The organism is Nguyenibacter vanlangensis (assembly GCF_038719015.1).
Taxonomy (GTDB): domain Bacteria; phylum Pseudomonadota; class Alphaproteobacteria; order Acetobacterales; family Acetobacteraceae; genus Gluconacetobacter; species Gluconacetobacter vanlangensis.
The window spans coordinates 1,975,998-1,999,122 of sequence record NZ_CP152276.1 but is presented as its reverse complement, the minus strand read 5'-3'; the positions used below and the strand labels follow the sequence as shown (position 1 = coordinate 1,999,122).

22 protein-coding genes are annotated in these 23,125 nt (G+C 64.3%); 17 read left to right on the top strand and 5 right to left on the bottom strand.

What is annotated here, in order from left to right; genetic code table 11:
- The 13 genes from AAC691_RS09230 to AAC691_RS09170 all read left to right on the top strand — a co-directional run bounded on the left by AAC691_RS09230 (nt 1) and on the right by AAC691_RS09170 (nt 12,558).
- Nucleotides 1-795, top strand: coding sequence for an ImuA family protein (locus tag AAC691_RS09230; RefSeq protein ID WP_342629830.1), 795 nt, complete (start codon nt 1-3; stop codon nt 793-795).
- Entirely contained in the window at nt 695-2,233 is a 1,539-nt protein-coding gene (locus tag AAC691_RS09225) for a DNA polymerase Y family protein (RefSeq protein ID WP_342629829.1), read from the top strand. Before AAC691_RS09230 ends, AAC691_RS09225 begins: the two co-directional genes overlap by 101 nt.
- Nucleotides 2,230-5,388, top strand: a complete 3,159-nt coding sequence (locus AAC691_RS09220; protein WP_342629828.1) for an error-prone DNA polymerase — start codon at nt 2,230-2,232, stop codon at nt 5,386-5,388. The genes AAC691_RS09225 and AAC691_RS09220 overlap by 4 nt, the downstream gene beginning before the upstream one ends.
- Nucleotides 5,389-5,557: 169 nt before the next feature.
- Nucleotides 5,558-5,851 carry a helix-turn-helix domain-containing protein gene (locus tag AAC691_RS09215; protein WP_342629827.1) on the top strand — a complete coding sequence of 98 codons (294 nt, stop codon included), beginning with the start codon at nt 5,558-5,560 and terminating at the stop codon, nt 5,849-5,851.
- Nucleotides 5,851-6,915 carry a replication initiator protein A gene (locus AAC691_RS09210; protein WP_342629826.1) on the top strand — a complete coding sequence of 355 codons (1,065 nt, stop codon included), beginning with the start codon at nt 5,851-5,853 and terminating at the stop codon, nt 6,913-6,915. Before AAC691_RS09215 ends, AAC691_RS09210 begins: the two co-directional genes overlap by 1 nt.
- A complete protein-coding gene (parA, locus tag AAC691_RS09205; protein WP_342630173.1) occupies nt 6,912-7,550 on the top strand; it encodes a ParA family partition ATPase in 639 nt (212 codons plus the stop codon). Before AAC691_RS09210 ends, parA begins: the two co-directional genes overlap by 4 nt.
- Entirely contained in the window at nt 7,547-8,290 is a 744-nt protein-coding gene (locus AAC691_RS09200; protein ID WP_342629825.1) for a site-specific DNA-methyltransferase, read from the top strand. Before parA ends, AAC691_RS09200 begins: the two co-directional genes overlap by 4 nt.
- A complete protein-coding gene (locus AAC691_RS09195) occupies nt 8,287-8,529 on the top strand; it encodes a hypothetical protein (RefSeq protein WP_342629824.1) in 243 nt (80 codons plus the stop codon). The genes AAC691_RS09200 and AAC691_RS09195 overlap by 4 nt, the downstream gene beginning before the upstream one ends.
- Entirely contained in the window at nt 8,526-8,990 is a 465-nt protein-coding gene (locus AAC691_RS09190) for a DUF2840 domain-containing protein (protein ID WP_342629823.1), read from the top strand. Before AAC691_RS09195 ends, AAC691_RS09190 begins: the two co-directional genes overlap by 4 nt.
- The gene (locus AAC691_RS09185; protein ID WP_342629822.1) at nt 8,987-9,529 is read left to right on the top strand and encodes a S26 family signal peptidase; all 543 of its coding nucleotides are present in this window, start codon (nt 8,987-8,989) and stop codon (nt 9,527-9,529) included. Before AAC691_RS09190 ends, AAC691_RS09185 begins: the two co-directional genes overlap by 4 nt.
- A gap of 1 nt (nt 9,530) precedes the next feature.
- Nucleotides 9,531-9,869, top strand: a complete 339-nt coding sequence (locus tag AAC691_RS09180) for a DUF736 domain-containing protein (RefSeq protein WP_342629821.1) — start codon at nt 9,531-9,533, stop codon at nt 9,867-9,869.
- On the top strand, nt 9,856-10,557 hold the full coding sequence (locus AAC691_RS09175) for a lytic transglycosylase domain-containing protein (protein WP_342629820.1): 702 nt from the start codon (nt 9,856-9,858) through the stop codon (nt 10,555-10,557). Before AAC691_RS09180 ends, AAC691_RS09175 begins: the two co-directional genes overlap by 14 nt.
- 246 nt (nt 10,558-10,803) lie before the next feature.
- The gene (locus AAC691_RS09170) at nt 10,804-12,558 is read left to right on the top strand and encodes a DUF3363 domain-containing protein (protein WP_342629819.1); all 1,755 of its coding nucleotides are present in this window, start codon (nt 10,804-10,806) and stop codon (nt 12,556-12,558) included.
- Between the two features lie 23 nt (nt 12,559-12,581).
- Here the strand turns inward: AAC691_RS09170 and AAC691_RS09165 are convergent, their stop codons facing one another.
- Both AAC691_RS09165 and AAC691_RS22310 read right to left on the bottom strand, forming a co-directional pair.
- Entirely contained in the window at nt 12,582-13,385 is an 804-nt protein-coding gene (locus AAC691_RS09165; RefSeq protein ID WP_342629818.1) for a hypothetical protein, read from the bottom strand.
- Nucleotides 13,342-13,845 carry a DUF488 family protein gene (locus tag AAC691_RS22310; RefSeq protein WP_408906075.1) on the bottom strand — a complete coding sequence of 168 codons (504 nt, stop codon included), beginning with the start codon at nt 13,843-13,845 and terminating at the stop codon, nt 13,342-13,344. Before AAC691_RS22310 ends, AAC691_RS09165 begins: the two co-directional genes overlap by 44 nt.
- Before the next feature lie 173 nt (nt 13,846-14,018).
- Between AAC691_RS22310 and AAC691_RS09160 the strand changes: the two genes are divergently transcribed.
- The 4 genes from AAC691_RS09160 to AAC691_RS09145 all read left to right on the top strand — a co-directional run bounded on the left by AAC691_RS09160 (nt 14,019) and on the right by AAC691_RS09145 (nt 17,120).
- Nucleotides 14,019-14,267 carry a type II toxin-antitoxin system ParD family antitoxin gene (locus AAC691_RS09160; protein WP_342629817.1) on the top strand — a complete coding sequence of 83 codons (249 nt, stop codon included), beginning with the start codon at nt 14,019-14,021 and terminating at the stop codon, nt 14,265-14,267.
- Complete coding sequence (locus AAC691_RS09155; RefSeq protein ID WP_342629816.1) at nt 14,260-14,550, top strand: type II toxin-antitoxin system RelE/ParE family toxin; 291 nt, start codon at nt 14,260-14,262, stop codon at nt 14,548-14,550. The genes AAC691_RS09160 and AAC691_RS09155 overlap by 8 nt, the downstream gene beginning before the upstream one ends.
- A gap of 156 nt (nt 14,551-14,706) precedes the next feature.
- Nucleotides 14,707-16,689: a conjugal transfer protein TraG gene (locus AAC691_RS09150; RefSeq protein ID WP_342629815.1), complete on the top strand. Its 1,983-nt coding sequence runs from the start codon at nt 14,707-14,709 to the stop codon at nt 16,687-16,689.
- Between the two features lie 5 nt (nt 16,690-16,694).
- The gene (locus tag AAC691_RS09145) at nt 16,695-17,120 is read left to right on the top strand and encodes a CopG family transcriptional regulator (protein ID WP_342630172.1); all 426 of its coding nucleotides are present in this window, start codon (nt 16,695-16,697) and stop codon (nt 17,118-17,120) included.
- An 84-nt stretch (nt 17,121-17,204) separates the two neighbouring features.
- On the opposite strand, the gene AAC691_RS09140 is transcribed toward AAC691_RS09145, so the two are convergent.
- From AAC691_RS09140 to AAC691_RS09130, 3 genes are read right to left on the bottom strand one after another with little or no spacing between them, the layout of a single operon-like run.
- Nucleotides 17,205-19,070, bottom strand: a complete 1,866-nt coding sequence (locus AAC691_RS09140; RefSeq protein WP_342629814.1) for a DUF1998 domain-containing protein — start codon at nt 19,068-19,070, stop codon at nt 17,205-17,207.
- Nucleotides 19,067-22,612, bottom strand: a complete 3,546-nt coding sequence (drmA, locus tag AAC691_RS09135; protein ID WP_342629813.1) for a DISARM system helicase DrmA — start codon at nt 22,610-22,612, stop codon at nt 19,067-19,069. The genes AAC691_RS09140 and drmA overlap by 4 nt, the downstream gene beginning before the upstream one ends.
- On the bottom strand, nt 22,609-23,124 hold the full coding sequence (locus AAC691_RS09130; protein ID WP_342629812.1) for a hypothetical protein: 516 nt from the start codon (nt 23,122-23,124) through the stop codon (nt 22,609-22,611). Before AAC691_RS09130 ends, drmA begins: the two co-directional genes overlap by 4 nt.
- Nucleotide 23,125 lies beyond the last annotated feature (1 nt).

Here is a 23,125-nt window from a genome sequence, read left to right as displayed (position 1 = left end):
ATGACCACCGCGGAGAACAGAAAGCCAGCCCAGAGCAGGCCCGCCGTCGAGGCGCTTCAGGCGACGATCGCTCGGCTGGAAGGGCACAAGGCGCGCCGCCGCGCGGTGCTGCCGTTCGGCGTGAAAGAGGTCGATGCGAAGCTCCCCGGCGGCGGCTTGGCTCTAGGCGCGCTGCACGAGGTGGCGGGCGGCGGGAACGACGCCCTGAACGCGGCCGCCGCCGGGCAGTTCGCCGCCGGCATCGCCGCGCGCACAAGAGGCAAGGTGCTGTGGATCGTCACCCGCCAGGATCTGTTCGCCCCAGCCCTGAAACAGGTCGGACTGGGTGGAAGCCGGGTGATCTATGTCGAGGCCAGGGCGGACCAGGATGTCCTGGCCTGCTTCGAGGAGGGGCTGCGGCATGGCGGTCTGGGCGCCGTCGTGGCCGAGGTTGCGCGTCTCTCGATGACCGCCTCGCGTCGGCTGCAACTGGCGGCCGAGACGTCCGGCGCGCTGGGGATCGCCGTCCGCCGCTGGCGCCGGCAGACCGAGGCGGCTGATTTCGGTCAGCCGACCGCCAGTGTCACGCGCTGGCGGATTTCGGTCCTGCCGTCCGAAACCCTGCCGGTGCCCGGCGTCGGACGGGCGCGCTGGCTGCTGGAACTGATCCGGGCTCGAGCGGGAGAATCCGCCGATTTCGAAGTGGAGGCTTGCGATGGCCATGGGAAGCTCGGGTCGGGTCGTCTCTCTCTTCCTGCCGCTGTGGCCGACGGACCGGATCAGGAAAAGGCTGGGCGCCGACGCACCCGCGCCTGACGCGCCGCTGGCGCTGGTCGGGCGCGAGGGACGACGCCGCGTCGTGCTGTCGGTCGACCTCGCCGCCCGCAAGGCGGGCGTGCGCCCTGGCACGCCGGTCGCCAAGGCGCAGGCGCTTTACCCTGATCTGATCATCATGGATGCCGACCTGGAGGGCGACCGGACCGGGCTGGAGAAACTGGCGCTGTGGTTCCAGCAGCGGATCGCCCCCCTGGTGGCGGTGGACGTGCCTGACGGTCTGGTGCTGGACACGACCGGCGCCGATCATCTGCATGGCGGCGAGCCGGCCATGCTGGCGGAGATGGTGCATCGGCTGCGAGACGCCGGCATCACCGCCAGGGCTGTGGTCGCCGACACGCTGGGCGCGGCCCATGCGCTGGCGCGCTATGGCCGCGTGCGTACCCTGGTGGTGCCGGGCGGGGAGACGGCCGCCGCGATCGCGGACCTGCCGATCGAGGGCCTGCGCCTGCCGGACAGTATGATCGAGGGCCTGCGCGCGCTGGGCGTCGCGACCATCGCTCCGCTCGCCGCGATGCCGCGCGCGCCGCTGGCGCTCCGCTTCGGGCCGGACGTCGCCCGCCGGCTGGACCAGGCCTATGGTCGCATCAGTGAGGCCATTCTGCCGGTCCGGCCGGTTGACCCGGTCATGGTCAGCCGGAATTTTGCCGAGCCGATCGGGGCCGCCGAGACGATTGCCCGCTATATCGGCAAGCTGGTTCCGCCGCTCTGTCAGGGACTGGAAGAACGCGGGCAGGGAGCCCGGCGTCTCGACCTGGTGCTGCACCGCGTCGACAGCCGCATCGAGGCGATCCGCATCGCCACCGCGACGCCGGTGCGCGACGTCAAGCGCCTGGTCAGGCTGCTGTGCGAGAAGATCGAAACCATCGATCCGGGTTTCGGCATCGAGCGCATGGTCCTGACCGCTACACTGGCCGAGCCGATCGCGCCGCGCCAGAAAATCTCCTCGCTGATCGCGGAGGAGGAACCGGATGTTTCGGATCTGATCGATACCCTGGCCAATCGCGTGGGCCATCATTCCCTGTACCGCTTCGCTCCGGTGGAAAGCGATGTGCCGGAACGGTCCTTCTGTCGCGTGCCGGCGCTGGCGCCGGACGACCGGAAGGATTGGCCGGAGCACTGGCCACGTCCGACACGCCTGTTGGCGCGGCCCGAACCGGTGCAGGCCATGGCGGAACTGCCGGATCAGCCGCCGCTGTTCTTCATCTGGCGTGGCGTGCGGCGGAAGGTGAAATGCGCTGATGGGCCGGAGCGGGTGTTCGGGGAATGGTGGAAGGGCGACGCCGAACTGACCACGGTCCGCGATTATTTCCGTCTGGAGGACACATCCGGCGAGCGGTTCTGGCTCTATCGCTCGGGTGACGGGGAACATGGCGAGACCGGCTCGCAAGGCTGGTTTCTGCATGGGATCTTCGGATGAGTCGCTATGCCGAATTGCAGGTGACGAGCTATTTCTCGTTCCTGCGCGGGGCGTCATCGCCGCTCGAACTGTTCGAGCAGGCGAAGGCGCTCGGTATCGCGGCGTTGGGCATCGCCGACCGCAATTCCCTGGCCGGCATGGTGCAGGCCCATGTCGCGGCGAGGGCCACTGGCGTCCGGCTGGTCGTCGGCTGTCGCCTCGACCTCGCCGATTACCCGCCGGTGCTGGTCTATCCGACCGACCGCGCGGCCTACGGCCGCCTGTGTCGGCTGCTCAGCCTGGGCAAGAGCCGTGCCGGCAAGGCCAGATGCCATCTGCTCTGGGAAGATCTGGTGGGATGGGGCGACGGCCTGCTCGCCATCCTCGTCCCCGATGTCGCGGACGAGGCCTGCGCCCTGCATCTGCGCAAGCTGAAGGATGCGTTCCATGACCGCGCCTATATGGCGCTGACCCTGCTGCGCCGTCCCAACGACCAGATGCGGCTCTACGAATTGGCGAATCTTGCCCATCGGGCACGCGTGCCCACCGTTGTGACCAACGATGTGCTGTTCCACACCCATGACCGGCGCATCCTGCAGGATGTCGTGACCTGCATCCGGCACAACACCACCATCGATGAGGCGGGTTTCGCGCGTGAGCGCCACGCCGATCGCTATCTCAAGCCACCCCAGGAAATGGCGCGCCTGTTCGGCCGCTATCCCGAGGCGGTCGACCGCACGCTCGCGATCATGGAGCGCTGTCGCTTCAGCCTCGACGATCTCGCCTATCAATATCCCGATGAAGTTTCGGTGCCGGGCCAGACGCCGCAGCAGGCCCTTGAAGTGCTGACCTGGGAAGGGGCGCGGAGATTCTACCCCGAAGGGATTCCCGACGAGGTAACGGCCAGCCTGAATCACGAACTCGCCCTGATCGGGCGTATGAATTACGCGCCGTATTTTCTCACCGTGAACAGCATTGTCCGCTATGCCCGCAGTCAGGACATTCTCTGTCAGGGGCGTGGCTCGGCGGCCAATAGCGCGGTCTGCTACGTGTTGGGCATTACCGCCATCGATCCGGCGCGCAATTCGCTGCTGTTCGAGCGGTTCGTATCGGAGGAGCGGGGCGAGCCGCCGGATATTGACGTCGATTTCGAGCATGCGCGGCGCGAGCAGGTGATCCAGTGGGTCTATGGGCATTATGGCCGTGAGCGCGCCGCCCTGACCGCGGTGGTGATCCGATACCGTGCCAAGGGCGCGTTGAGGGATGTGGGCAAAGTGATGGGCCTGCCCGAGGATCTGATCGGCACCTTGTCCGGTCAGATCTGGGGCTGGTCGAAAAATGCCGATCCGGAGCAGTTCAGGGATACCGGTATCGACCTGTCCGATCGGCGCATCCGGCTGACGCTGGATCTGGCGTGCTGCCTGATCGGCGTGCCCCGCCATTTGTCGCAGCACCCGGGGGGCTTCGTTCTGACCCACGACAGGCTGGATGAACTGGTGCCGATCGAGCCCGCCGCGATGGAGGATCGTCAGATCATCGAATGGGACAAGGACGATATCGACGTCCTCAAATTCATGAAGGTCGATATCCTGGCGCTGGGCATGCTCACCTGCATGAAGAAGGGGCTCGACCTTCTGGCCGAGCATAAGGGGCAGTGCTTCGCGCTCGCCACCATGCCGGCCGAGGACCCGCTGACCTACGCCATGATCCGCCGGGCGGACACCATCGGCGTCTTCCAGATCGAAAGCCGGGCGCAGATGTCGATGCTGCCACGGCTGAAACCGCGCGTGTTCTACGACCTGGTGATCGAGGTCGCCATCGTCCGCCCCGGTCCGATTCAGGGGGATATGGTCCATCCCTATCTGCGCCGGCGTGAGGGAATCGAGCCGGAAGAGTATCCCACCCCGGAACTGGAAAAGGTCCTGAAAAAGACCTTGGGCATCCCGCTGTTTCAGGAACAGGCGATGCAGGTGGCCATGGTGTGTGCTGATTTCACCGCCAGCGAGGCCGATCAATTACGTCGCGCGATGGCCACCTTCAAGAACACCGGCACGATCGGCCGGTTCCAGACCAAGCTGGTCGAGGGCATGAAGGCGAACGGGTATACGGAAGAATTCGCCGAGCGAATATTCCAGCAGCTCGAAGGGTTCGGATCCTATGGATTCCCGGAGAGCCATGCAGCAAGTTTCGCGATTCTCGCTTATTCCTCCTCCTGGCTGAAATGCCATCATCCCGACGTGTTCCTCGCAGCACTCCTGAACAGCCAGCCGATGGGCTTCTACGCGCCCGCGCAACTGGTGCGCGACGCACGCGAGCATGGCGTCGAGATCCGGCCGGTCTGCGTCAACGCCTCCCGCTGGGACAGCGCGCTGGAAGGGCCGGAAACGGCGGGCGGCCGGTTCGCCGTCCGGCTCGGCATGAGCCTGGTCAAGGGTCTGGCCAACACCGACGCCGCCCGCATCGTGGCGGCGCGCGGGGCACGGGCCTTCGCATCGGTGGACGATCTCTGGCGCCGCGCCGGCGTGCCGGTCGCGGCACTCACCCATCTCGCGGAAGCCGATGCCTTCCGGCCGGCGCTCGGCCTCGCCCGGCGAGAAGCGCTATGGGCGATCAAGGCGTTGCGGGACGAGCCTTTGCCGCTGTTCGCGGCGGTCGCCCGCGAGGCCGAGGAGCCGGACGTGCTGCTCCAGCCGATGCGGGCCGGGGCCGAGGTCACGCGCGATTATAACCGGATCGGCCTGACGCTGCGCGATCATCCCGTCGCCTTTCTCCGCGACGATCTGCGCCAGCGGAAATTTCTTTCCTGCCGCGAAGCCCATGAGGCGCGCGACGGCAGGCGGCTGGATGCCGCAGGCCTGGTCCTGGTGCGCCAGCGCCCCGGCTCCGCCGAAGGCGTCGTGTTCCTGACTCTGGAGGACGAAAGCGGCGTCCTTAATGTTATCATCTGGAAGGATATTTTCGAAAAATATCGCCGTGTCGTCCTCGCGGGGCAGATGCTCGGCATCAAGGGGCGGCTCCAGAAGGAAGGCGAAGTCGTGCATCTGGTGGCCCTGGAGATCACCGATCTCTCCGCGTTGCTCGCCGATGTAGGCAACCGCGATTTTGACCGGGCGAGTGGCGCCGTCGCGGATCATTCTGTTGAGACGCTCTCAGTGAAATCAAGAAACTTTCATTGATTCAGTGACCGGCGGCGGGAGCCGTCACGGCCATTCTATCCGCTTGTCCAGGACCGATCTCGCCCCCCGGTGAGATCGGTCCTAGTTCCGCAAGACCCCGTTCCGCCAGGCTGATCCCCGCTGGCCGCATCTGTCCCGCGGCCCCAGACAGCGATCACGGAGCCTTCTCATGTCCGCCAATTACAGCGATCTGCCGCCGCGCTATCTGCGCACGCCCGACGCCTCGCGCTTCGTCGGACTGTCCATTCGCACCCTGGAAAAACACCGGATTTACGGCACCGGACCGCGCTATTCGAAGCTCGGCGGCCGCGTGGTCTATCGGGTCGATGAACTGCAGGCCTGGGTCGAGAGCGGGGCACGCGCCCATACCTCGGACACCACCGCCGGCACCGTGCCGGCGGCCGCGCGGCGAAGCCCGCTGATCCCGCCGACACCGGCGACCTCACGCGGGAGCCGACGCTGATGCGCACGCCCGATCGGAACCAGTCCGAGCGCGCGAAACTTGCGGTGTTCCGCGCTATCCCCGGCAAACTCGCTCCACGCGACGCGCAGGATCTGATGGCGTTCCCGTTCTTCAGCCTGTCCAAGACATCGCGGACCGTGCCGATCGATTTCCGGACGCCGGACGTCACCATTCGCGTTGAAGCGACCTGCGAATACGGCATGGCGACGATCTGGGATGCGGACGTGCTGATCTGGGCGGCGAGCCAGATCGTGGAAGCCCGCGACGCGGGTCGTTGCACCTCGCGTCTGATGGTGGCGACCCCGCATGAGATCCTGGCCTTCATCGGCCGGGGCGACAGCGCACGGGATTACCAACGGCTGGAAGCGGCTCTCGACCGGCTGCAATCCACCACGATCAAGACTTCGCTGCGCCACGCCGGTGCGGGACAGTTGCACCGCTTTTCCTGGATCAACGAATGGAAGCGGCATACCACGCAAGAGGGCCGTGCCCGCGTGGTCGAGTTGATCCTGCCGGACTGGTTTTACCAGGCCGTGCTCGATGACGCGCTGGTGCTGACCATCGACCCGGCCTATTTCCGGCTGACCGGCGGAATGGAGCGTTGGCTCTATCGGCTGGTCCGCAAGCATGGCGGCCGCCAGCGTTCAGGCTGGAAATTCGATTTCCGCGTCCTGCATCTCAAATCCGCCAGTCTGTCGCCCTATCGTCGCTTCGCGTTCGAACTCCGCGCCATCGTCCAGCGGCAGCCATTGCCCGGCTATCGCCTGGCGGTCGAGCGGACCATGGATGGCCGCGAAATCCTGACCTTTTCTCGCGACAAGTTATCCACATCCCCATGTGGACAAACTGTGAGTCCCTCCGTGCTATCGGGAACGCCCGAACCGGCGAAAGCCGTGACTTCGGGAACAGCGAAACCGTGCTTACGTGAACAGAAATCGCCGAATCGCGACATTGAATCAGTGGGTTATGACCCCCTTAACTTAGAATCTAACTTAAAAGAGTCTAACTTTAAGGATGTTGGCACCCCGCCCGATCTGTGGATAACCCCCGGAGAGGGGCGGTGATCGTGGCCTTCCTCAACCAGAAGGGCGGCGTCGGCAAGACGACGCTGGCGCTGCATCTCGCGGGCCAATGGGCTCGGGAAGGTCAGCGCGTGACGGTCATCGATGCCGACCCGCAGGGCTCGGCGCTGGACTGGTCGGCGCAGCGCGCGCGGGAAGGACTGCCCCGGCTGTTCGGTGTCATGGGGCTGGCGCGCGACACGCTGCATCACGAAGCTCCAGCACTGGCTCAGGGGGCGGATCACGTCGTCATCGACGGGCCGCCGCGCGTGGCGGCATTGCTGCGCTCGGCCCTGCTGGCCGCCGACCTGGTGCTGATCCCGGCGCAGCCCTCGCCCTTTGACGGCTGGGCCTCGGCCGAGATGCTGCGGCTGTTGGAGGAGGCGCGGCTCTTCCGTCCCGGTCTGGTCGCCCGGTTCGTGCTCAACCGTTGCGCCGCACGCACGGTCATCGCCCGTGAAACCCGGCTCGCACTCGCCGGGCATGAGCCTGCCGCTCTGGTGGCGCGGATCGGTCAGCGGGTCGCGTTCGCCGACGCCGCGCGCACCGGCCGTCTGGTGTGCGACCTGCACCCCCAAGGGATTGCCGCCCGCGAAATCGCCGCCCTGACGGCCGAGATCGGGGGGTTGGTATCATGACCCTGCTGACCGGCGACAGCGCGCTCCTGATGCCCTGGCATGGCCCCTACGACATGATTCTGGCCGACCCGCCCTATGGCGATACGTCGCTCGCCTGGGACCGGCGCGTGGTGGACTGGCCCGGCAAGGCGCTCGCTGCCCTGAAACCCAGCGGTTCGCTCTGGGTCTTCGGCTCCCTGCGGAGTTTCCTTGCCTCCAACGCGGTATTTCGGAATGCGGGCTGGAAATATGCCCAGGAACTGGTGTGGGAGAAGCAGAACGGCTCCAGCTTCCATGCCGATCGGTTCCGGCGCGTACACGAGTTGATCGTCCAGTTCTATCGCGACGATACGCCCTGGCGCGCCGTCTACAACGTGGTTCCGACCACGCCCGACGCGCGGGCACGCACGGTACGACGGAAACACCGGCCGCCCCACATGGGCCAGATCGACGCCGGCCATTACGTCAGCGAGGACGGTGGCCCGCGCCTGATGCGCTCCGTGATTCCGGTCCGCAATACCCATGGCCGCGCCATCCACCCGACCGAGAAGCCGGTGGCGTTGCTGGAGATCCTGATCCGCACGAGCTGCCCGCCGGGTGGTCTGGTGGGCGACTGGTTCGCCGGCTCTGGTGCCGTAGGCGTCGCCTGCCGGCTGACCGGCCGGCGTTATGTCGGCTGCGAGATCGATCCTGTCATGGCGCAGAAGGCGCGCGACCGTATCGCGTCCGTGCTGCCGCTCGGCGAGGGAATATCGCCATGACAGAGCGTCGTACGCTGCCCGGTTTCGCGTCCCGCCCCGCCGACCCGGAACGCTGGGTCAGGGCGCCGGACAAGCCTGCCGCCCCCAACAGTTTCACCGCTCGGCTGACCATCGACGTCACGCCGGCGCTGCGCGCCCGGCTCAAGGTCGCGGCGTTCCAGCGTGGCATCACGGTCGCCGACATGCTGCGCGCCCTGCTGGCCCGCGAGTTCCCCGATACTTCTGGAGATGTGCCATGACCGACATCCTCGCTCATGTCGAACTGACCTGGATCGAGAAGCGCATCGAGCACTGGATCCGTTTTGGTCATGCCACGCACGAGCAGATTCTCGATCGTCGTCGGCGGATACTGAGCTTTCCGCCGGACAGCGTGTTCGCGTTCCTGCGCTGGGCAGCGAACGATTACGGTACGGTGGTATCCTGCATCGACATCGTGCGCGTCACCGCTCCCGGCGAGCCCTATCAGACGGTGCCGTTCGTGCGGCCCGGTGGCGAAAGTCTGCTGCGCCAGAGCGGCTGGCCGAAGGTCCGGCTGGTGCTGGAAGCTGTCGATCGTATCGAAGCCATCGGCATCGAGCCGGTCGATGTCGCGCCCGAGCATTGGCGGCATCTGCACAATCGGATGCTCGCGGGGCAGGCGTCACGTCCCTACACACGCGACCGCCACCACGCCTGGCTGCGTCGGAGGGCGGTGTCATGACGCGCTTCGGCTGGTTCTTTGCCACGTATTTCGCAATCCTAGGTGCTGGCACGTCAGTGGTGATCCGTCCGGCACCCCGGCTGATCTGGAACGTCACCGCCAGCACACCGGTCGGCCTGTATCGCCTGCAATCGGCGCGCATCCTGCATGTCGGCGACCTGATCGCGATCAGGCCCCCGGCCGACATTGCCGCGACGCTGGAGCGCGGTGGCTATCTGCCGCTCGGCGTGCCCTTGCTCAAGCCGGTCGCGGCACTGCCGGGGCAACTGGTCTGTCGCATTGGTGCTGCCGTAACGGTCGATGGGAAGGCGTTCGGTGAGGCACTCGCCCGCGACCATCGCGGCCGTCCGCTGCCGGTCTGGCAAGGCTGCCGGCACGTCCTGCCTGGCCAGATCTTCGTCATGAACCCGGCAGTCCCGACCAGTCTCGACGGCCGCTATTTCGGCATCCTGCCGGTCGCTGCGGTGCTCGGCCGCGCGCAGCCGCTGTGGCTCATGGCGTCACCGATTTCTCCCAATCCCAAGCAGAAACGAGGCTGACATGGCCCAGATCGGTACTTTCACGCGCACGGCTGACGGCTTCGCCGGTCGCCTGCGCACGCTCGCCCTCGACGTCGAACTGACGATCGTGCCGGCAACATCGTCGGACGCCGAGCACGCGCCCGATTATCGTGTCCATCTCGGTGACGCTGACGCCGGACCGGAGATCGGTGCGGCCTGGAAACGCACCGGCGAGAAGGCGGGCACTTACCTCTCGCTCGTTCTCGATGACCCCATGCTGGCGCAGCCGATCCGCGCCAATCTGTTCCAGTCCGACCGTCAGGGGCGTGCCTTTCATCTGGTCTGGAACCGTCCGGTGAAGCGCGATGACCGGCGGTAGGAAGGTTCGCGATCTTGTCGCGAACGCGCTGGTTGCCGTGCTGGTTTCCGTGTCACCCGTTCGCATGGCGCAGGCTGATCCATACGCCGATATGATCACGGAGGCGGCCACGCGCGCGCAGATTCCGGCCTCATGGATTGCTGCCGTCCTGCATGTGGAGAGCATGGGCGACGCGCGGGCCGTGTCATCGGCGGGTGCTATGGGGCTCATGCAGGTGATGCCCGGCACATGGGCCAGCCTGCGCACGTCGCTCGGTCTCGGCGACGATCCGTTCGACCCGCACGACAACATTCTGGCGGGTGCGACCTATCTGCGCTGGATGCGGGACCGCTACGGCGAGGCCGGGTTTCTGGCCGCCTACAATGCCGGTCCCGCACGTTACGACGAACATCTCGCAACCGGCCGACCGTTGCCTGCCGAGACGCGGAACTACGTCGCATCCGTCAGTGCGCGGCTGGCTCTTCCGCTCGCCGATGACATCGCGGTCGGTGCTCTGGCTGCACCATCATGGCAGGACTCTTCCCTCTTTCCGGCCTCATTCCTGCGCATGGGCGATGCGTCCCGGTCCGTCGAAAGCGCGCACGATCCGGCACATGCATCTGGTTCCCGGCTGACCGACTGGACGGCGCTCGCACCGCAATCGACCGGGCTGTTCATCGCCTCAGGGCATGGGGAAGCACGTCGATGACCCTCGTTCCGGTCCATCGGGCGCTGGCGGGCTATGGGTGCCTTGGGGATGGGGTGCCGGGGGGAGACAGGCAACGGAGGGAAGGACGGCAAGGTAAAAGCACCGCTCCTTCGGGGGTGCATGTGGTTAGTTTGATTGGGGAATTTGTCTTCTCACCACGCACCGCCTGCGGCTGTCCGGGCATTTTTCATAATGTTTTCAACGATCCGAGCGCCGTCAGGGGCGAAACAGAGCGGAGAGCGGACCATGGCGACGCGCGATGACGGCCTGACTGTCCGGCCTGGACGCATCCAGCATGGCAATCAGGGCGCACGTCCGAAATCCTTCGTCGGCGAGGTCATGCGTGCCGCGAAGAGGGCCGGTCATATCGGCACCCGGTTCGGCGCGAAGGGCAGGGGAGGCGGTGGCGGCTCCCGCTTCGGGCGCGGGCGACGAGCAGCACTTTCCATGCGGCTGCGCAGCAATGCCCGTCGCGTCGTGGTCAAGGCGCGGGTGGTCCGTCAGCAGGGCACGCGGTTCCGGTCCGCGCCGCTCGCCCGGCACATTGCCTATCTCAGGCGGGAGGGCGTGACCCGCGACGGTGCCAGGGCCCATCTGTTCGATGCCGGGTCCGACGAAGCGGACAGCAAGGCCTTCGCTGAGCGCTGCGCTGACGACCGGCACCATTTCCGCTTCATCGTCTCGCCCGAGGACGCGGCGCGGATGGAGGATCTGAGGGGCTTCGCGCGGGAACTGATGCAGGACATGGAGCGCGACCTCGGCACGAAGCTGGACTGGGTCGGGGTGGATCACTGGAATACCGACAATCCGCACGTCCACATCCTGGTGCGCGGTATCGCTGATGACGGCAAGGATCTGGTCATCAGCCGCGCCTATATCAGTCAGGGCCTGCGCGACCGCGCCGCCGAACGGGTGACGCTGGAACTTGGCCCGCGCAGCGAGCAGGAAATCCGCACCGCCCTGGAGACGGAGATCGGTGCCGACCGCTGGACCAGCCTCGATCGCGCGTTGCAGGACATCAGCGATGAAGGGGGCGGCATCGTCGATCTCCGTCCCGGTGCAGGAGCCGAAGACCCGCAACTGCGCCGCCTGCTGGTCGGCCGGGCGACCAAGCTGGAAGGGCTTGGTCTCGCCGAACAGGTCGGGGTGGCACGCTGGACCCTCAAGCCGGGCTTGGAAACCACGCTGCGTGATCTTTCCATCCGGGGCGACATCATCAAGACCATGCACCGCGCCATGTCCGGTGGCGGGGTAGAACCCGATGTTGCGGGTTTCGCGATCCACGGCGAACGGCTGGCCGATCCCGTCATTGGCCGGCTGGTGGAGCGCGGGTTGGATGACGAGTTGAAGGGCTCGGGTTACGCGGTGATCGCCGGCACCGACGGGCGGACGCATCATGTCCGCTTCCCCGATCTGGATCTGACCGGCGATGCCAGGACCGGTGCGATCGTTGAGACCCGGAGTTGGGAGGACACGAAGGGCAAGCAGCGTCTGTCACTGGCGACGCGCTCGGATTTCACGCTGGCCGAGCAGGTGACGGCGCCCGGCGCGACCTGGCTCGACCGCCAGTTGCTCGCGAAGGATCCGGCGCTGGCCAATGCGGGCTTCGGGGCCGAGGTCCGTGAGGCGATGGCGCAGCGGATCGACCATCTCGCCTCCATGGGGCTGGCCCGGCGGCAGGTCGAGCGCGTGGTGTTTGCGCCCGACCTGATCGGCACCCTGCGCCAGCGCGATCTCGATCAGGCGGCGGTCCGGCTTGCGGCGCAGACCGGGCTGGAGCATCGGCCCGCGAAGGAAGGCGAGATCGTCTCGGGGGTCTATCGCCAGCGGGTGGCCCTGTCCTCGGGTCGGTTTGCCATGGTCGATGACGGGCTGGGCTTCCAGCTCGTGCCGTGGCGCCCGGCGCTGGAGCAGAAGCTCGGGCGACAGGTTTCCGGCGCCATGTCGCCGGGCGGGGCGGTGGATTGGAATTTTGGGCGGAAGCGCGGGCTCGGGATTTAATCTAAAGTCACTTGCTGCATCACTCAAACAGCAAGACCTGCCTGCTTTTGTTCGTCTAGTCGTATGACACCAACAAGCAGCCATTGTTCAGCTCTTCGGGAATGGGTGCCCAATGCAAAGACCATTCCATTTTGTGGGTATTGTTCATTGAAGGCCTTGCTCATTTCGGCGAGTGCTCCCTTGGCTCCTACTGCCTTTTCACGCCGGTAAAACATGGCTGCCGTTTCCCAGTCATCGCAGGTCGATTTATGGGAAGCTCCGTTAGCGTCCTTCCAATCGAAATGGAACGCGTAAGGACATGGGTCTAGGGCCGCTAAATCCTGATCTAAAAATGATGTCTGACGGGCTGCTGATTCATATGCTTGGCGTTCGTCTGCAATTTGACGTTCTGTTTTCGCCTTCCAGTGAAAACGGCTTTCTATTGGGCGAACGAGAGTAAGACTTTGTCCTTGGGACATGGCCTCAGCGGTTGATCTCGTAATAAGAGGTGCTAAAAACGCAGCCCGCTCTGTTTTTGATATGCTCTTGCCAACTTGAATCGTGTCTTCTTGTACTCTTCGACTTTCTCGTCGCCGATCATCGTTTCCGGGGGCGATCCAGTCGTATTCAATCCACTGCCACCTTTTAAATTGGCCTTCGTCCCGCAGGCGGCGAAAGTGAATGGGATACTGCCTTCGCCACTCGCCGTTTCTGGTCACGCCTGCACAACAGACTGTTTCCCCATGTCGTTGACCCACGTGAGGAAGCGCCTTAACCAGTATTAGTGCTTCCTCGCGGCCTGTTTTAGGCAAACGCGAGTAGTCTTTCCGATTGGGACTGTTTTGCAAGGCCAGCACTCACACCCAGGTTACGTATTGTCAGGGGCACGATTTTGGACAGAGCTTGGGCGACAATCGTACGATGACATGTCCGATAGTCCCGTTCGAAACATAGAAGACACGCGCCACCCTCTGCGGCGAGGATGGCTGCAGTACGCAGGTCTCTTTGTGCTGCGTCTGTTTTCATATGTTGATGAAAAACTCGTTCAAAGCGAAAATAGTCGCCGGAACGCGCCGCGAGTCTTCCTTCTTTGGGATCCCCTAAGCCGCGGAGGTGGACATAGTCGATACCAGAATTCAAGAGAGCGGAGGACAAAGCGCTTTTCGCAAATCCACGACGCCGGGAGATCGCTATCTCTCGGATATCGATGACCCGTGTTACTCCGCAGCGCGCCAGCGTTGCGAGAAAATCGTCCAAGTCTGCCGACTCGTAACCGATCGTCGCTAGAGTGGTGCTTTTTTTGCCCATGAGTAGGTTGGAATCTGGTTTGACGGTGATGTCAAGGTGTTTCGGCTGCGGTCATGCTCCCCAGTTTGTCAGAAGGTAGACCATTTGGGAAAGCAGTGACGAGCGCAGCTGGTTGGCATTGTGATGGCAAATTGTGCCATTATCTGCCATCGTGACCCAAAGGGAGAATGACGATGGCTTCCATGAATGTATCCATGCCGGATCCGATGCGTGATTGGGTGCAGCGCCGTATCGACAGCGGGCAATATGCCAGCGTCAGCGATTACGTGCGCGACCTGATCCGGCGTGACCAGACACAGGCCGAGGAAAGGCAGGCTCTGGTCGAGGCTCTGGTTCAGGGCGAATGGAGCGGTGTGAGCAAGCGGACGATCCCCGACATCCTCGCGGCGATGAAGACGGTCCACGACGCGACGGATGCCTAGCTACACGCTTTCCGGCGAAGCGGATTCCGACGTTCAGGCCATTATCGCGCTTTCGATCCGGAACTGGGGTTGGACGCGGGCCGAGCGCTATATCCTCGACCTGCATGCGGCCTTCGAGACGCTGGCGACCTATCCCGACATGGGAGCCGATATCGGTGATCTGCGGCCCGGCTATTTCCGCTTCGTCCATGACAGTCACGCCGTGTTCTATCGGAAGACGGATGAGGGGATTTTCATTGTTCGTGTCCTGCATCAGCGCCAGGAACCGAAACACTATCTCTGACGCGTGGAGTGGGAATCGCTGCGCCGGTCGGCCCTCGGTCGAGTGATCTGGCGTCCGGGGGTAGATCCGATTTTTATCCGGAACTATCCGGGAAACCCATTGTCTCAACTCAGGGATTGAAGTCAGCGGCGCCGATCTCCTTGATCGGTGATCGTCATGAATCAGACCAAGATCCTCTGGGGATCGGTGTTTTCCGTCAACACCCTGATCCTCGCTTTCACCTGGGCCGCGACGCAATGGACTGCGTGGCGGCTCGGCTTCCAGCCGCAGCTTGGCGCTTCGTGGTTCACGCTGCTCGGCTGGTCGGTCTATTATCCGCCGGAATTCTTCTGGTGGTGGTTCGCCTATGACGCCTATGCTCCGGATATCTTCACCACCGGCGGTTACATCGCGGCATCGGGCGGCATTGCCGCCGTCATCGTCGCAATTACGATGGCGGTGTGGCGTGCCCGCGAAAAGAAACGCGCCACCACCTATGGTTCGGCGCACTGGGCAGACCCGCGGGAGATCCGCCGTGCCGGGCTGCTCGCCCCCGATGGCGTGGTGCTCGGTCGCTCCGCTGATGCCTATCTTCGTCATGATGGGCCGGAGCATGTGCTGTGCTTTGCTCCCACCCGATCTGGCAAGGGCGTCGGGCTGGTGGTGCCGACGCTGCTGACCTGGCCGGGTGCCGCCATCGTCCATGACATCAAGGGCGAGAACTGGACTTTGACCGCCGGATGGCGCGTCCGCTTCGGGCCGGTGCTGCTGTTCGACCCGACTAATCTCGCCAGCGCCGCCTACAACCCGCTGCTGGAAGTCCGGCGCGGCGAGCGCGAGGTCCGCGACGTGCAGAACATCGCCGACGTGCTGGTCGATCCCGAGGGCGCCCTTGAGAAGCGGAACCATTGGGAGAAGACCAGCCACGCGCTGTTGGTCGGCACCATCCTGCATGTCCTCTACGCCGAGGAGGACAAGACCCTGGCCGGGGTCGCCAATTTCCTCTCCGACCCCAAACGGGCGATTGAGACCACATTGCGTGCCATGATGACCACGCCGCATCTTGGCAAAAAGGGCGTCCATCCCGTGGTTGCCAGTTCGGCGCGGGAACTGCTGAACAAGAGCGACAATGAACGCTCGGGCGTGCTGTCCACTGCCATGTCGTTCCTTGGCCTCTATCGCGATCCGGTCGTGGCCCATGTGACGCGCCGCTGCGACTGGCGGATCCGCGACCTCGTGGCTGGCACCCATCCGGCGACGCTCTATCTGGTGGTGCCCCCTTCGGACATCAGCCGCACCAAGCCACTGGTCCGCCTGGTGCTGAACCAGATCGGCCGCCGACTGACCGAGGAACTGGAGGCAAAGCGTCGCCATCGGTTGCTGCTGATGCTCGACGAGTTCCCGGCGCTCGGGCGGCTGGATTTCTTCGAGAGTGCGCTGGCCTTCATGGCGGGGTACGGCATCAAGAGTTTCCTGATTGGCCAGAGCCTGAACCAGATCGAGAAAGCCTACGGACAGAACAATTCGATCCTCGATAATTGTCATGTCCGGGTCAGTTTCGCGACCAACGACGAACGGACCGCCAAGCGGGTGTCCGATGCGCTTGGCACTGCGACCGAGATCCGTGACGCGAAGAACTATGCTGGGCATCGGCTGTCGCCGTGGCTCGGGCATCTGATGGTGACACGCCATGAAACCGCGCGGCCGCTATTGACACCCGGCGAGATCATGCAGCTTTCCCCTGACGAGGAACTGGTGCTGGTCTCCGGCTGTTCTCCGATCCGGGCGCGCAAGGCACGCTATTTCGAGGATGCCGAACTGGCCGCGCGTATCCTTCCGCCGCCCCGGTTCGAACCGTCGGCGTCTCCGGAGGGAACGCCGCCCATCGGACCGCAGCCGCCGGGGGATTGGGCCGACGTGGTGCAGCCGGCGACACCGGGTAACGGAGACGACGACCCCGCCAATGGCGGCATTCGCCGTGAGCCGGAACTGCAGGAACAGGAGGAAATCGCGCCCAAACCGAGGAAGCCGGTGCATGAGTTCGAGCCGCCCGACGAGGAATTGGAGGATGACGCCACACGGGCACAGACCGTGAGACGCGGGGAGCGGGCGCTTGCGCGACAGGTCTCGCTCGATCCTGCCGACCGGATGGGGCTATGACTGCCATGCGGATCAAGCACACGATCCGGCTACCCGCCGATCTCAGCGTCAGGCTCGCCGATTACGCGGCCCGCAAGAAGGTACCGCAGGCGCTGATCGTGGAAACGGCGCTGGCGTCATTTCTGTCGCCGGACGGGGCGGAGCGACTTGAAGCCGCACTGGCCCGGCGGCTGGACCGGATGACGCGGCAGCTGGAGCGGATGGAACAACGGGTCACCATCGCCAATGAATCGCTCGCCGTGTTCGTGCGGTTCTGGCTGACCAGCACGCCGCCGCTGCCGGATGCGGCTTTGGCTGCGGCGCAAAGCAAGGGGCGGGAGCGATATGACGGCTTTGTTGAAGCTGTCGGGCGACGGCTCGCACGTGGGATGACGCTGGATGACGAGGTCAGGCTGGATTTGGAGCCTATCGGCCAAGAGCAAAATTCCTAAATCGGCGGTCCATCGTCTGCCCGCAATGCTTCTATAAAGCCAGCGTCAACATAGAAGGATGGACCCTGCACCTCTACTGTCGCATCAATCGAAAAAATTTGATTGATGATGTGCCATTGTTTGAATCAGTAAACTTCTGTCAAGGAACAAGTTCCGCATCTCGCAACTCGTTTCCGCGATGAGCAGGCACCCGTGACAGGCAGCACCGTGGGTTGCCCTGTCCCCGCTGCGGCCATCCGGCTCATGGTCCGAACAAACCGGGTCATTCGAGCAGATCATCAGCCGATCGAGCGCACTTCGCAGAATGCTGGAGAATCGCGATCCGGCAGCGACGAGCCCGCCCAATGTACCTTGAGCGCCGGGCGTTGCCGTGTAGATCAAGATTCCGCATCTCACAGGAACACCGCCGTTGCCGGCGTCACTGAGTGCGTAGATGCGTTCCTTCAGAGAACTCGCGGGATATCCGCTGTCGAGCGCGATCTCGGCCATCAAGGCATGAGAGAGCGAGTGGAGCAGCGTATAGGCCGTTCCCGGATAGTTCGGGGCGCCTCCAGAGAATCTGGTACGCCAATGTCCGTAACCGCGAAGCAGACTTGCCTGGCGGCTGACGACGTCAGGGGTCTGAAGCCAGCGGTTCACCGCCTGCTCGTCAATGTGGATGAAGAGCCCTTCGCCGAATTGCTCGATGGCAGGCAACCAGTCTGCTCCCCGCGAGATCGGCGCACCGCGAACGGCCAGTTGGATGTCCTCGATGTCGCCGTCCGAACTCGTGGGTGCGGCTTCGAATCGCGTGAAGCCGTACAGGCTCGACACCTCTCTCAGGCGATGAACGGCGACGAGGTTCTTTATGGCCGAGGTGTCAACACTGACACTTGAGTCAACCCATGCCGTCCGCGGAAGAGTTTCCGCGTAGAGCTTGGCTGTCGGGTGATTTTGCCCGATTTGTTGGTGGCCACTCGCGAACACGTCGAACTCGGACATCTTGGGAGACCGGGACGCATCGGCCTGTGCTCCCGCACGAAGGCGTTCGAGGCGTTCGAAAATCTCATCGTCACTGTAAGTGCCGAGCGACGCGGATACTTTGTTGTTGAATTTCTTGGCTATAGCGACGTCCTGGGCTGACGCGACGTTCGTCAGTTCGCCTGCGAGTTCACCAACCAATCGGGTCAAATCATCCACCGCGCTCGGTAACGAGATAACCGTGTAGACTTGCGGGAAGTAGGTGTTCGTAGCTGTCCGGGTGAGAAGCTTCAGATTTTCCCCGCAGCCGTCAGGATCCCGATCCAGCAACCAGGGCCGCTCGCCCTGGCATTTCCCCAAACGCCCAGGTTGGAAGGCGTCCTGAAGCGAAAGGTTCTTACCGCAGCCGCATACGATGCTCGTGTCGGCAGGGTCCGCGCTCGTCCCTTTTTCCTCGACCCAAAGCGGCTCCTGGCACTGGACCGGCCCATGGACGACCCACCGCCAGTCGATGTCCTGCAAATGGCCTTTTTCGCAAGCTGCTACGAACCGGATTGGTGTCACATCCGATTTTCGCCCGTCGTCAAAAATGAAGCGACGGCGCCCTCTGGTGTCCAGGTCCTGCCATCGCACGAGACGACGGCGCCGGATCGTTCCGGAGCCCACGGTCAAGACGTCGGCCAACTCACAGACGAACCATGTCGGGAAGATCGGCGCGGTAACTCCGGCTGGCAGTGCGGTCGGGCTGTCCGGTGCAATCGGCGGGGTGCGCAGAGACAGGCTGCTGTTCGGGTCTAGACGTCCCTGATCCTTGAGGATCTGTTCCAGTCTCGCCGTCAGCCGCGGCTCCGAGATGGTCGCGAAAGAGGTGGGCGGCATGTCCCAAAATTCGAGCCCGGCGACCACAACCGACCTTGTCGGCAAGTCGATCATGGCTCCCGGCCCGAAGGTGGAAATCAGTTGGCTCAGACGCTGTGCGTTCTTGGTCATGCGAGGTCATCCGCATTGGCTATCTTTTGGCCGCGAGGGTCACGGACCTTCAAATCGACGCTGGCCTCCACGTCCCGCATTGATCGTCCTGCCACAAACAACCGGTGTTGATCGGAAAGGTTCGGGATCGCCCCATCGAGCGGCATGTGCAGCAAGCGGTGGGGGCTCTTCTTCTGGGCGTAGGCAAATGTGTTGCCTCCTGCCGATTGATCATCGGCGGTTGTGATCCAGGCATCGGCGATAGCATCTATCGCGGCACCCAATGTCGCGTGGCCGCCCGCGACCATGCTTGCGGGGGCTCGCGCCAGGATCGCATTGCGGACAGTAGTCCGTACTGCCGGGTTATTCTTGAAGGCGACGACGGCCGTCTCGGGCGTCAGCGTCGAATCGATATGCCGTGCCGCTGCGACGACGACAGCCGCAAGCGCGCGATCCAGCGCGCGAGCAGCCCAGGGTGTTACGCTGGTGGCCTCGACAGCGCGATAGAACGTCCGGTGGAATTGGCCGAATTGCTCAAAGTGCATGCGGTCGCGTGGCTTGTGCATATTCAGCACCGCCAACACCAATCCAGGGCGTCCGGGATCGCGGCCGACTCGACTGGTCGCCTGAATATACTCTGCCGCTGTCTTCGGCTGCCCTTGGACGAGCATGAGACCGAGGCGGGTGATGTCGAGACCGACCGAGATCATGTTCGTGGCAAGCGCCACGTCGACAGGATCGGCCCCCGCCCCAAAGCGCAGTTCCAGCCGTTGCTTGGCCTTCGCGACCTCATCCGTCGAAACGCGCGAAGTCAGCTCCATCGGTTCCTTAATGCGTCGATCGGCAAAGGGACGATCGGGAGGGTCGATCCGGTGGCGCTGCGCCCCGTAGCGCGCCGCGCGATCCCGGACCTCATCCTCAACGATCCTCCGCGCTCCGCCCAACTCGCGCAGCGCGTTGAAGTAGCAGACAGCGGTCATGTAAGGATCGGCCGGATTGCTGCCGCCACCGGCTACGGTATTGGCATCGAACTCAGCCTGCGCCGCTGCCAGCAAACTGGTAAGCGACCGTAGGAACACCAGCTTCGGCCCCCGGCCCTGGGCGGCGATGCCCATATACATACGTGCCGGGTCTTTGGTCGCCGGCACGGTCCGGGCGAAAAAGCTGTCAGTCCGATCGATCCCGGAGGGCGGGAAGATACTGGTCGTCTTGCGATCGAACAAAGCGGCGATCTGGTCCGTGGCTCGGCGCACCGTCGCGGTCGAAGCGACGATCTTCGGGCGCACGACACGCTCGCCGTATCGACGGGACGCCAACTGGTCGATCGCCGCTTCGTAGAGGCCCGCGACCGTTCCGAGCGGACCGGAAATGAGGTGCAGCTCGTCCTGGATGATGAGGTCGGGCGGGTCGAGCGACCAACCGTTGCCTAAAGGCTGCCCTTCGCCTGGCTCGGCCGCACCGTAGAAGCCCGCGCCAGCCGCGAAGCGATCGACATGACCGAAGAAGGCGCCGGTCTCACCCACCCAGGGGAGCGCCGCGAACTTGTCCACCGTCGCGATCAGGAATGCGGGCAAGCGCCGGTAGATCGGCTCATCAACCGTGAGGACAGGCAGTGGCCGATTGCGGCTGAAGTCGCAATTCGAATTGGCACAGCGTATCTCAAGGTTTGTCGGTGCGTGCTCGTTAGGCATGCAGGCGAAGGACGAAGGCGTGAATTCCGTGCCGCACCAAGGGCACGCCTTTAGCGGCGCTGGCGCGCGTTTGTCTCGACCGTTCCGAAAACGCCGCACCCGACCGACAGCCGTGGTTTCGTCCGACTTGCCACGCCCCCCGAGCCTGTTGGGCGACGCATCCGAACCGACCCACAGGCCGATCTCGATCGGCCAATCACCGAGTAAGCAGCGGCCTTGCTCGCTGGCATTGGCCGGATCGGTCCGCATCAATTCGAGCGCGCAAACTACGCCGGCGGCACGGGCCAACTGATCGAGCGTCAGCAACCGCAGGGTGTAGCGCATGATCACGGCCACACCTGCCCCAAGCAAGCCCGCCCCCGAGAGGCGTCGATGGGCGATGACAAAGGCAGCGAGACCGAGATAGGCCTCCGTCTTGCCGCCGCCGGTTGGGAAGAACAAGAGATCGGCGATCTCGCGATCCGGATGCGTCCGCTCCGCCAGCCCGGAGAGATTGAGCAGGATGAAGGCAAGCTGGAACGGTCGCCACGTTGGCGTCGGCATCGCTTGCGGGTCCCCCGAAGCGCCAGCATTCCTGCGGCGCGCCGCCATGGCGACTGCAAGGTTCATGAACCGGAATGCCGAGCGCGCCTTGTCGTTCTGCGCCAGGAGTTGAATACCGGCGGCGATCCGGTCTTTCGCCGCCTCCATCTCGGCAATCAGATGGGCACCGGTCTGGCCGCGTCGCGGCGCGAGCGACGGCAGCTTGAGCCGTTCCGCGTCGATCCATAGCTCGTAGAGCTTTGGGAGCTGGCCGAGCGCCTGCGCCAGAGCCGCGCCTCCGGCGTCCGCGACTTGCGCCAGAGGCTCCATGCCGAAGGTGACGGCGGTCTTCAGGCTGGCATCCTCGTTGGGCGCGACCCGCTCCACCTCGGCAGTCGGCAGGGGATTGGTCCAGACGCGCTTAACTGGCGCATTCCATTCCTCGCTGGTCTCCCAATCAGCGGCAATGTTGCGACCCACTGCCCATTCAAGAACATCGCGATAGTGGAGATCGCCGACCCGCAAATCCCAGTCCTGCGAATTGTAGCCGGAGAGGTCGCGACGAGGACGGAAGCCACGCTCGCAAACGAGTTCGAGCCGCGCCTGGAATATGAAGCTGACGTCGGAGTAAAACCGATGGACCGTCAGGCGGCGGTTCACGAGAAAGACCGTGAGCGCGCGGACTGTCTCCGTCGTCCCCTCCGGGGTCTGGTAGCTGAACAGCCGAGAGTGGGTCTCCAACACCAGCCCGCCGCCGCGCCGCTGCTCAGCGGCACTCTCGGGGACGACAACCGGCACGCCGCGCCCATCCACGACCGGAACGCGCACCGTCTGTGCCTTGGGTATGCGAACCCAGTCCACCATCGGTCGCGCGCCGCGCTTGGGCTTGCCGTCCTCGCCGACTTCTTCTTCTGGAAGCGGCTCGGGCAACAGCACGCTTTCCGGCAGGGGTGGCTCAGTGCGGTAGTCGCCCCAAGAGACAAGCGCTTCGATCTCGGTGACATCCGGCGCGAGTAGAACCGTCAATCCGATGGATGAAGGAAGAAATCGACGCTTGGTGTTTGGCGTCTCCGGCTCCTCATTGTCGCCAGCCGCGCCTCCAGCGCCGTCGGTGTCGGACTCCTCGACGTCGATCTCCATTTCCTCCTGGGCCGATGGATCGTCGTCGTCATCCTCGCCTTCAAGACCGAGCGGATCTTCAGCCGGCGCGAGGAAGCCGGTCAAATACCAGCGCGAAGGGCTCTCATTCAGCCGCTCGGTCGCAAGATCGGCGTCCTGCGGGCCGGGGCCGATGAGATCGCGGCGAAACAGATCGACGAGATGAGCGCGAATGTCGACTGAGCTTGTCATGTCCGGCCCACTCCTTCCGAAAGGACAAGCTCGCCGAGAGTCTTCTCCAGCCACTTGCTCGTGTACGCCAGTTTCAGGGGTTCCTTCGGCCGATAGCCTGCGTCTTCGAGAAGCCGCTCCAAGGCGACAAGCCGATCACGATGGCCGAGCCGGACGCCGAAGCGCAGACTGGCCTTGTCCGGCCCGCACAGGATCCAGCCATCGGTCCGGGTCAGCGCGTGCGCCCAGAGCGAGCGCTCACCGATGTCCAGCGCAATGTCGGGCGCTCTCACGACCGCTGCCGCAATCTCGCGATCTCCCGGCGCGTGAACCCCCGCCAGCGACGCACGCAGGGCCGCTGCATCAATCTGCTGCTCCGCCCGCCGCCGTTGGAAACCCGTCTGGGTCTCGGTCACGCAGTCCTCGACCGTCTCGACCGGATAGCCACCGGCTAGCGCCGCCCATGCGCCGATCCGGTGGGATTCGAGAATGACGTTCGTGTCGACCAGAACTGGCCCGCGGTGCCGCGCCATG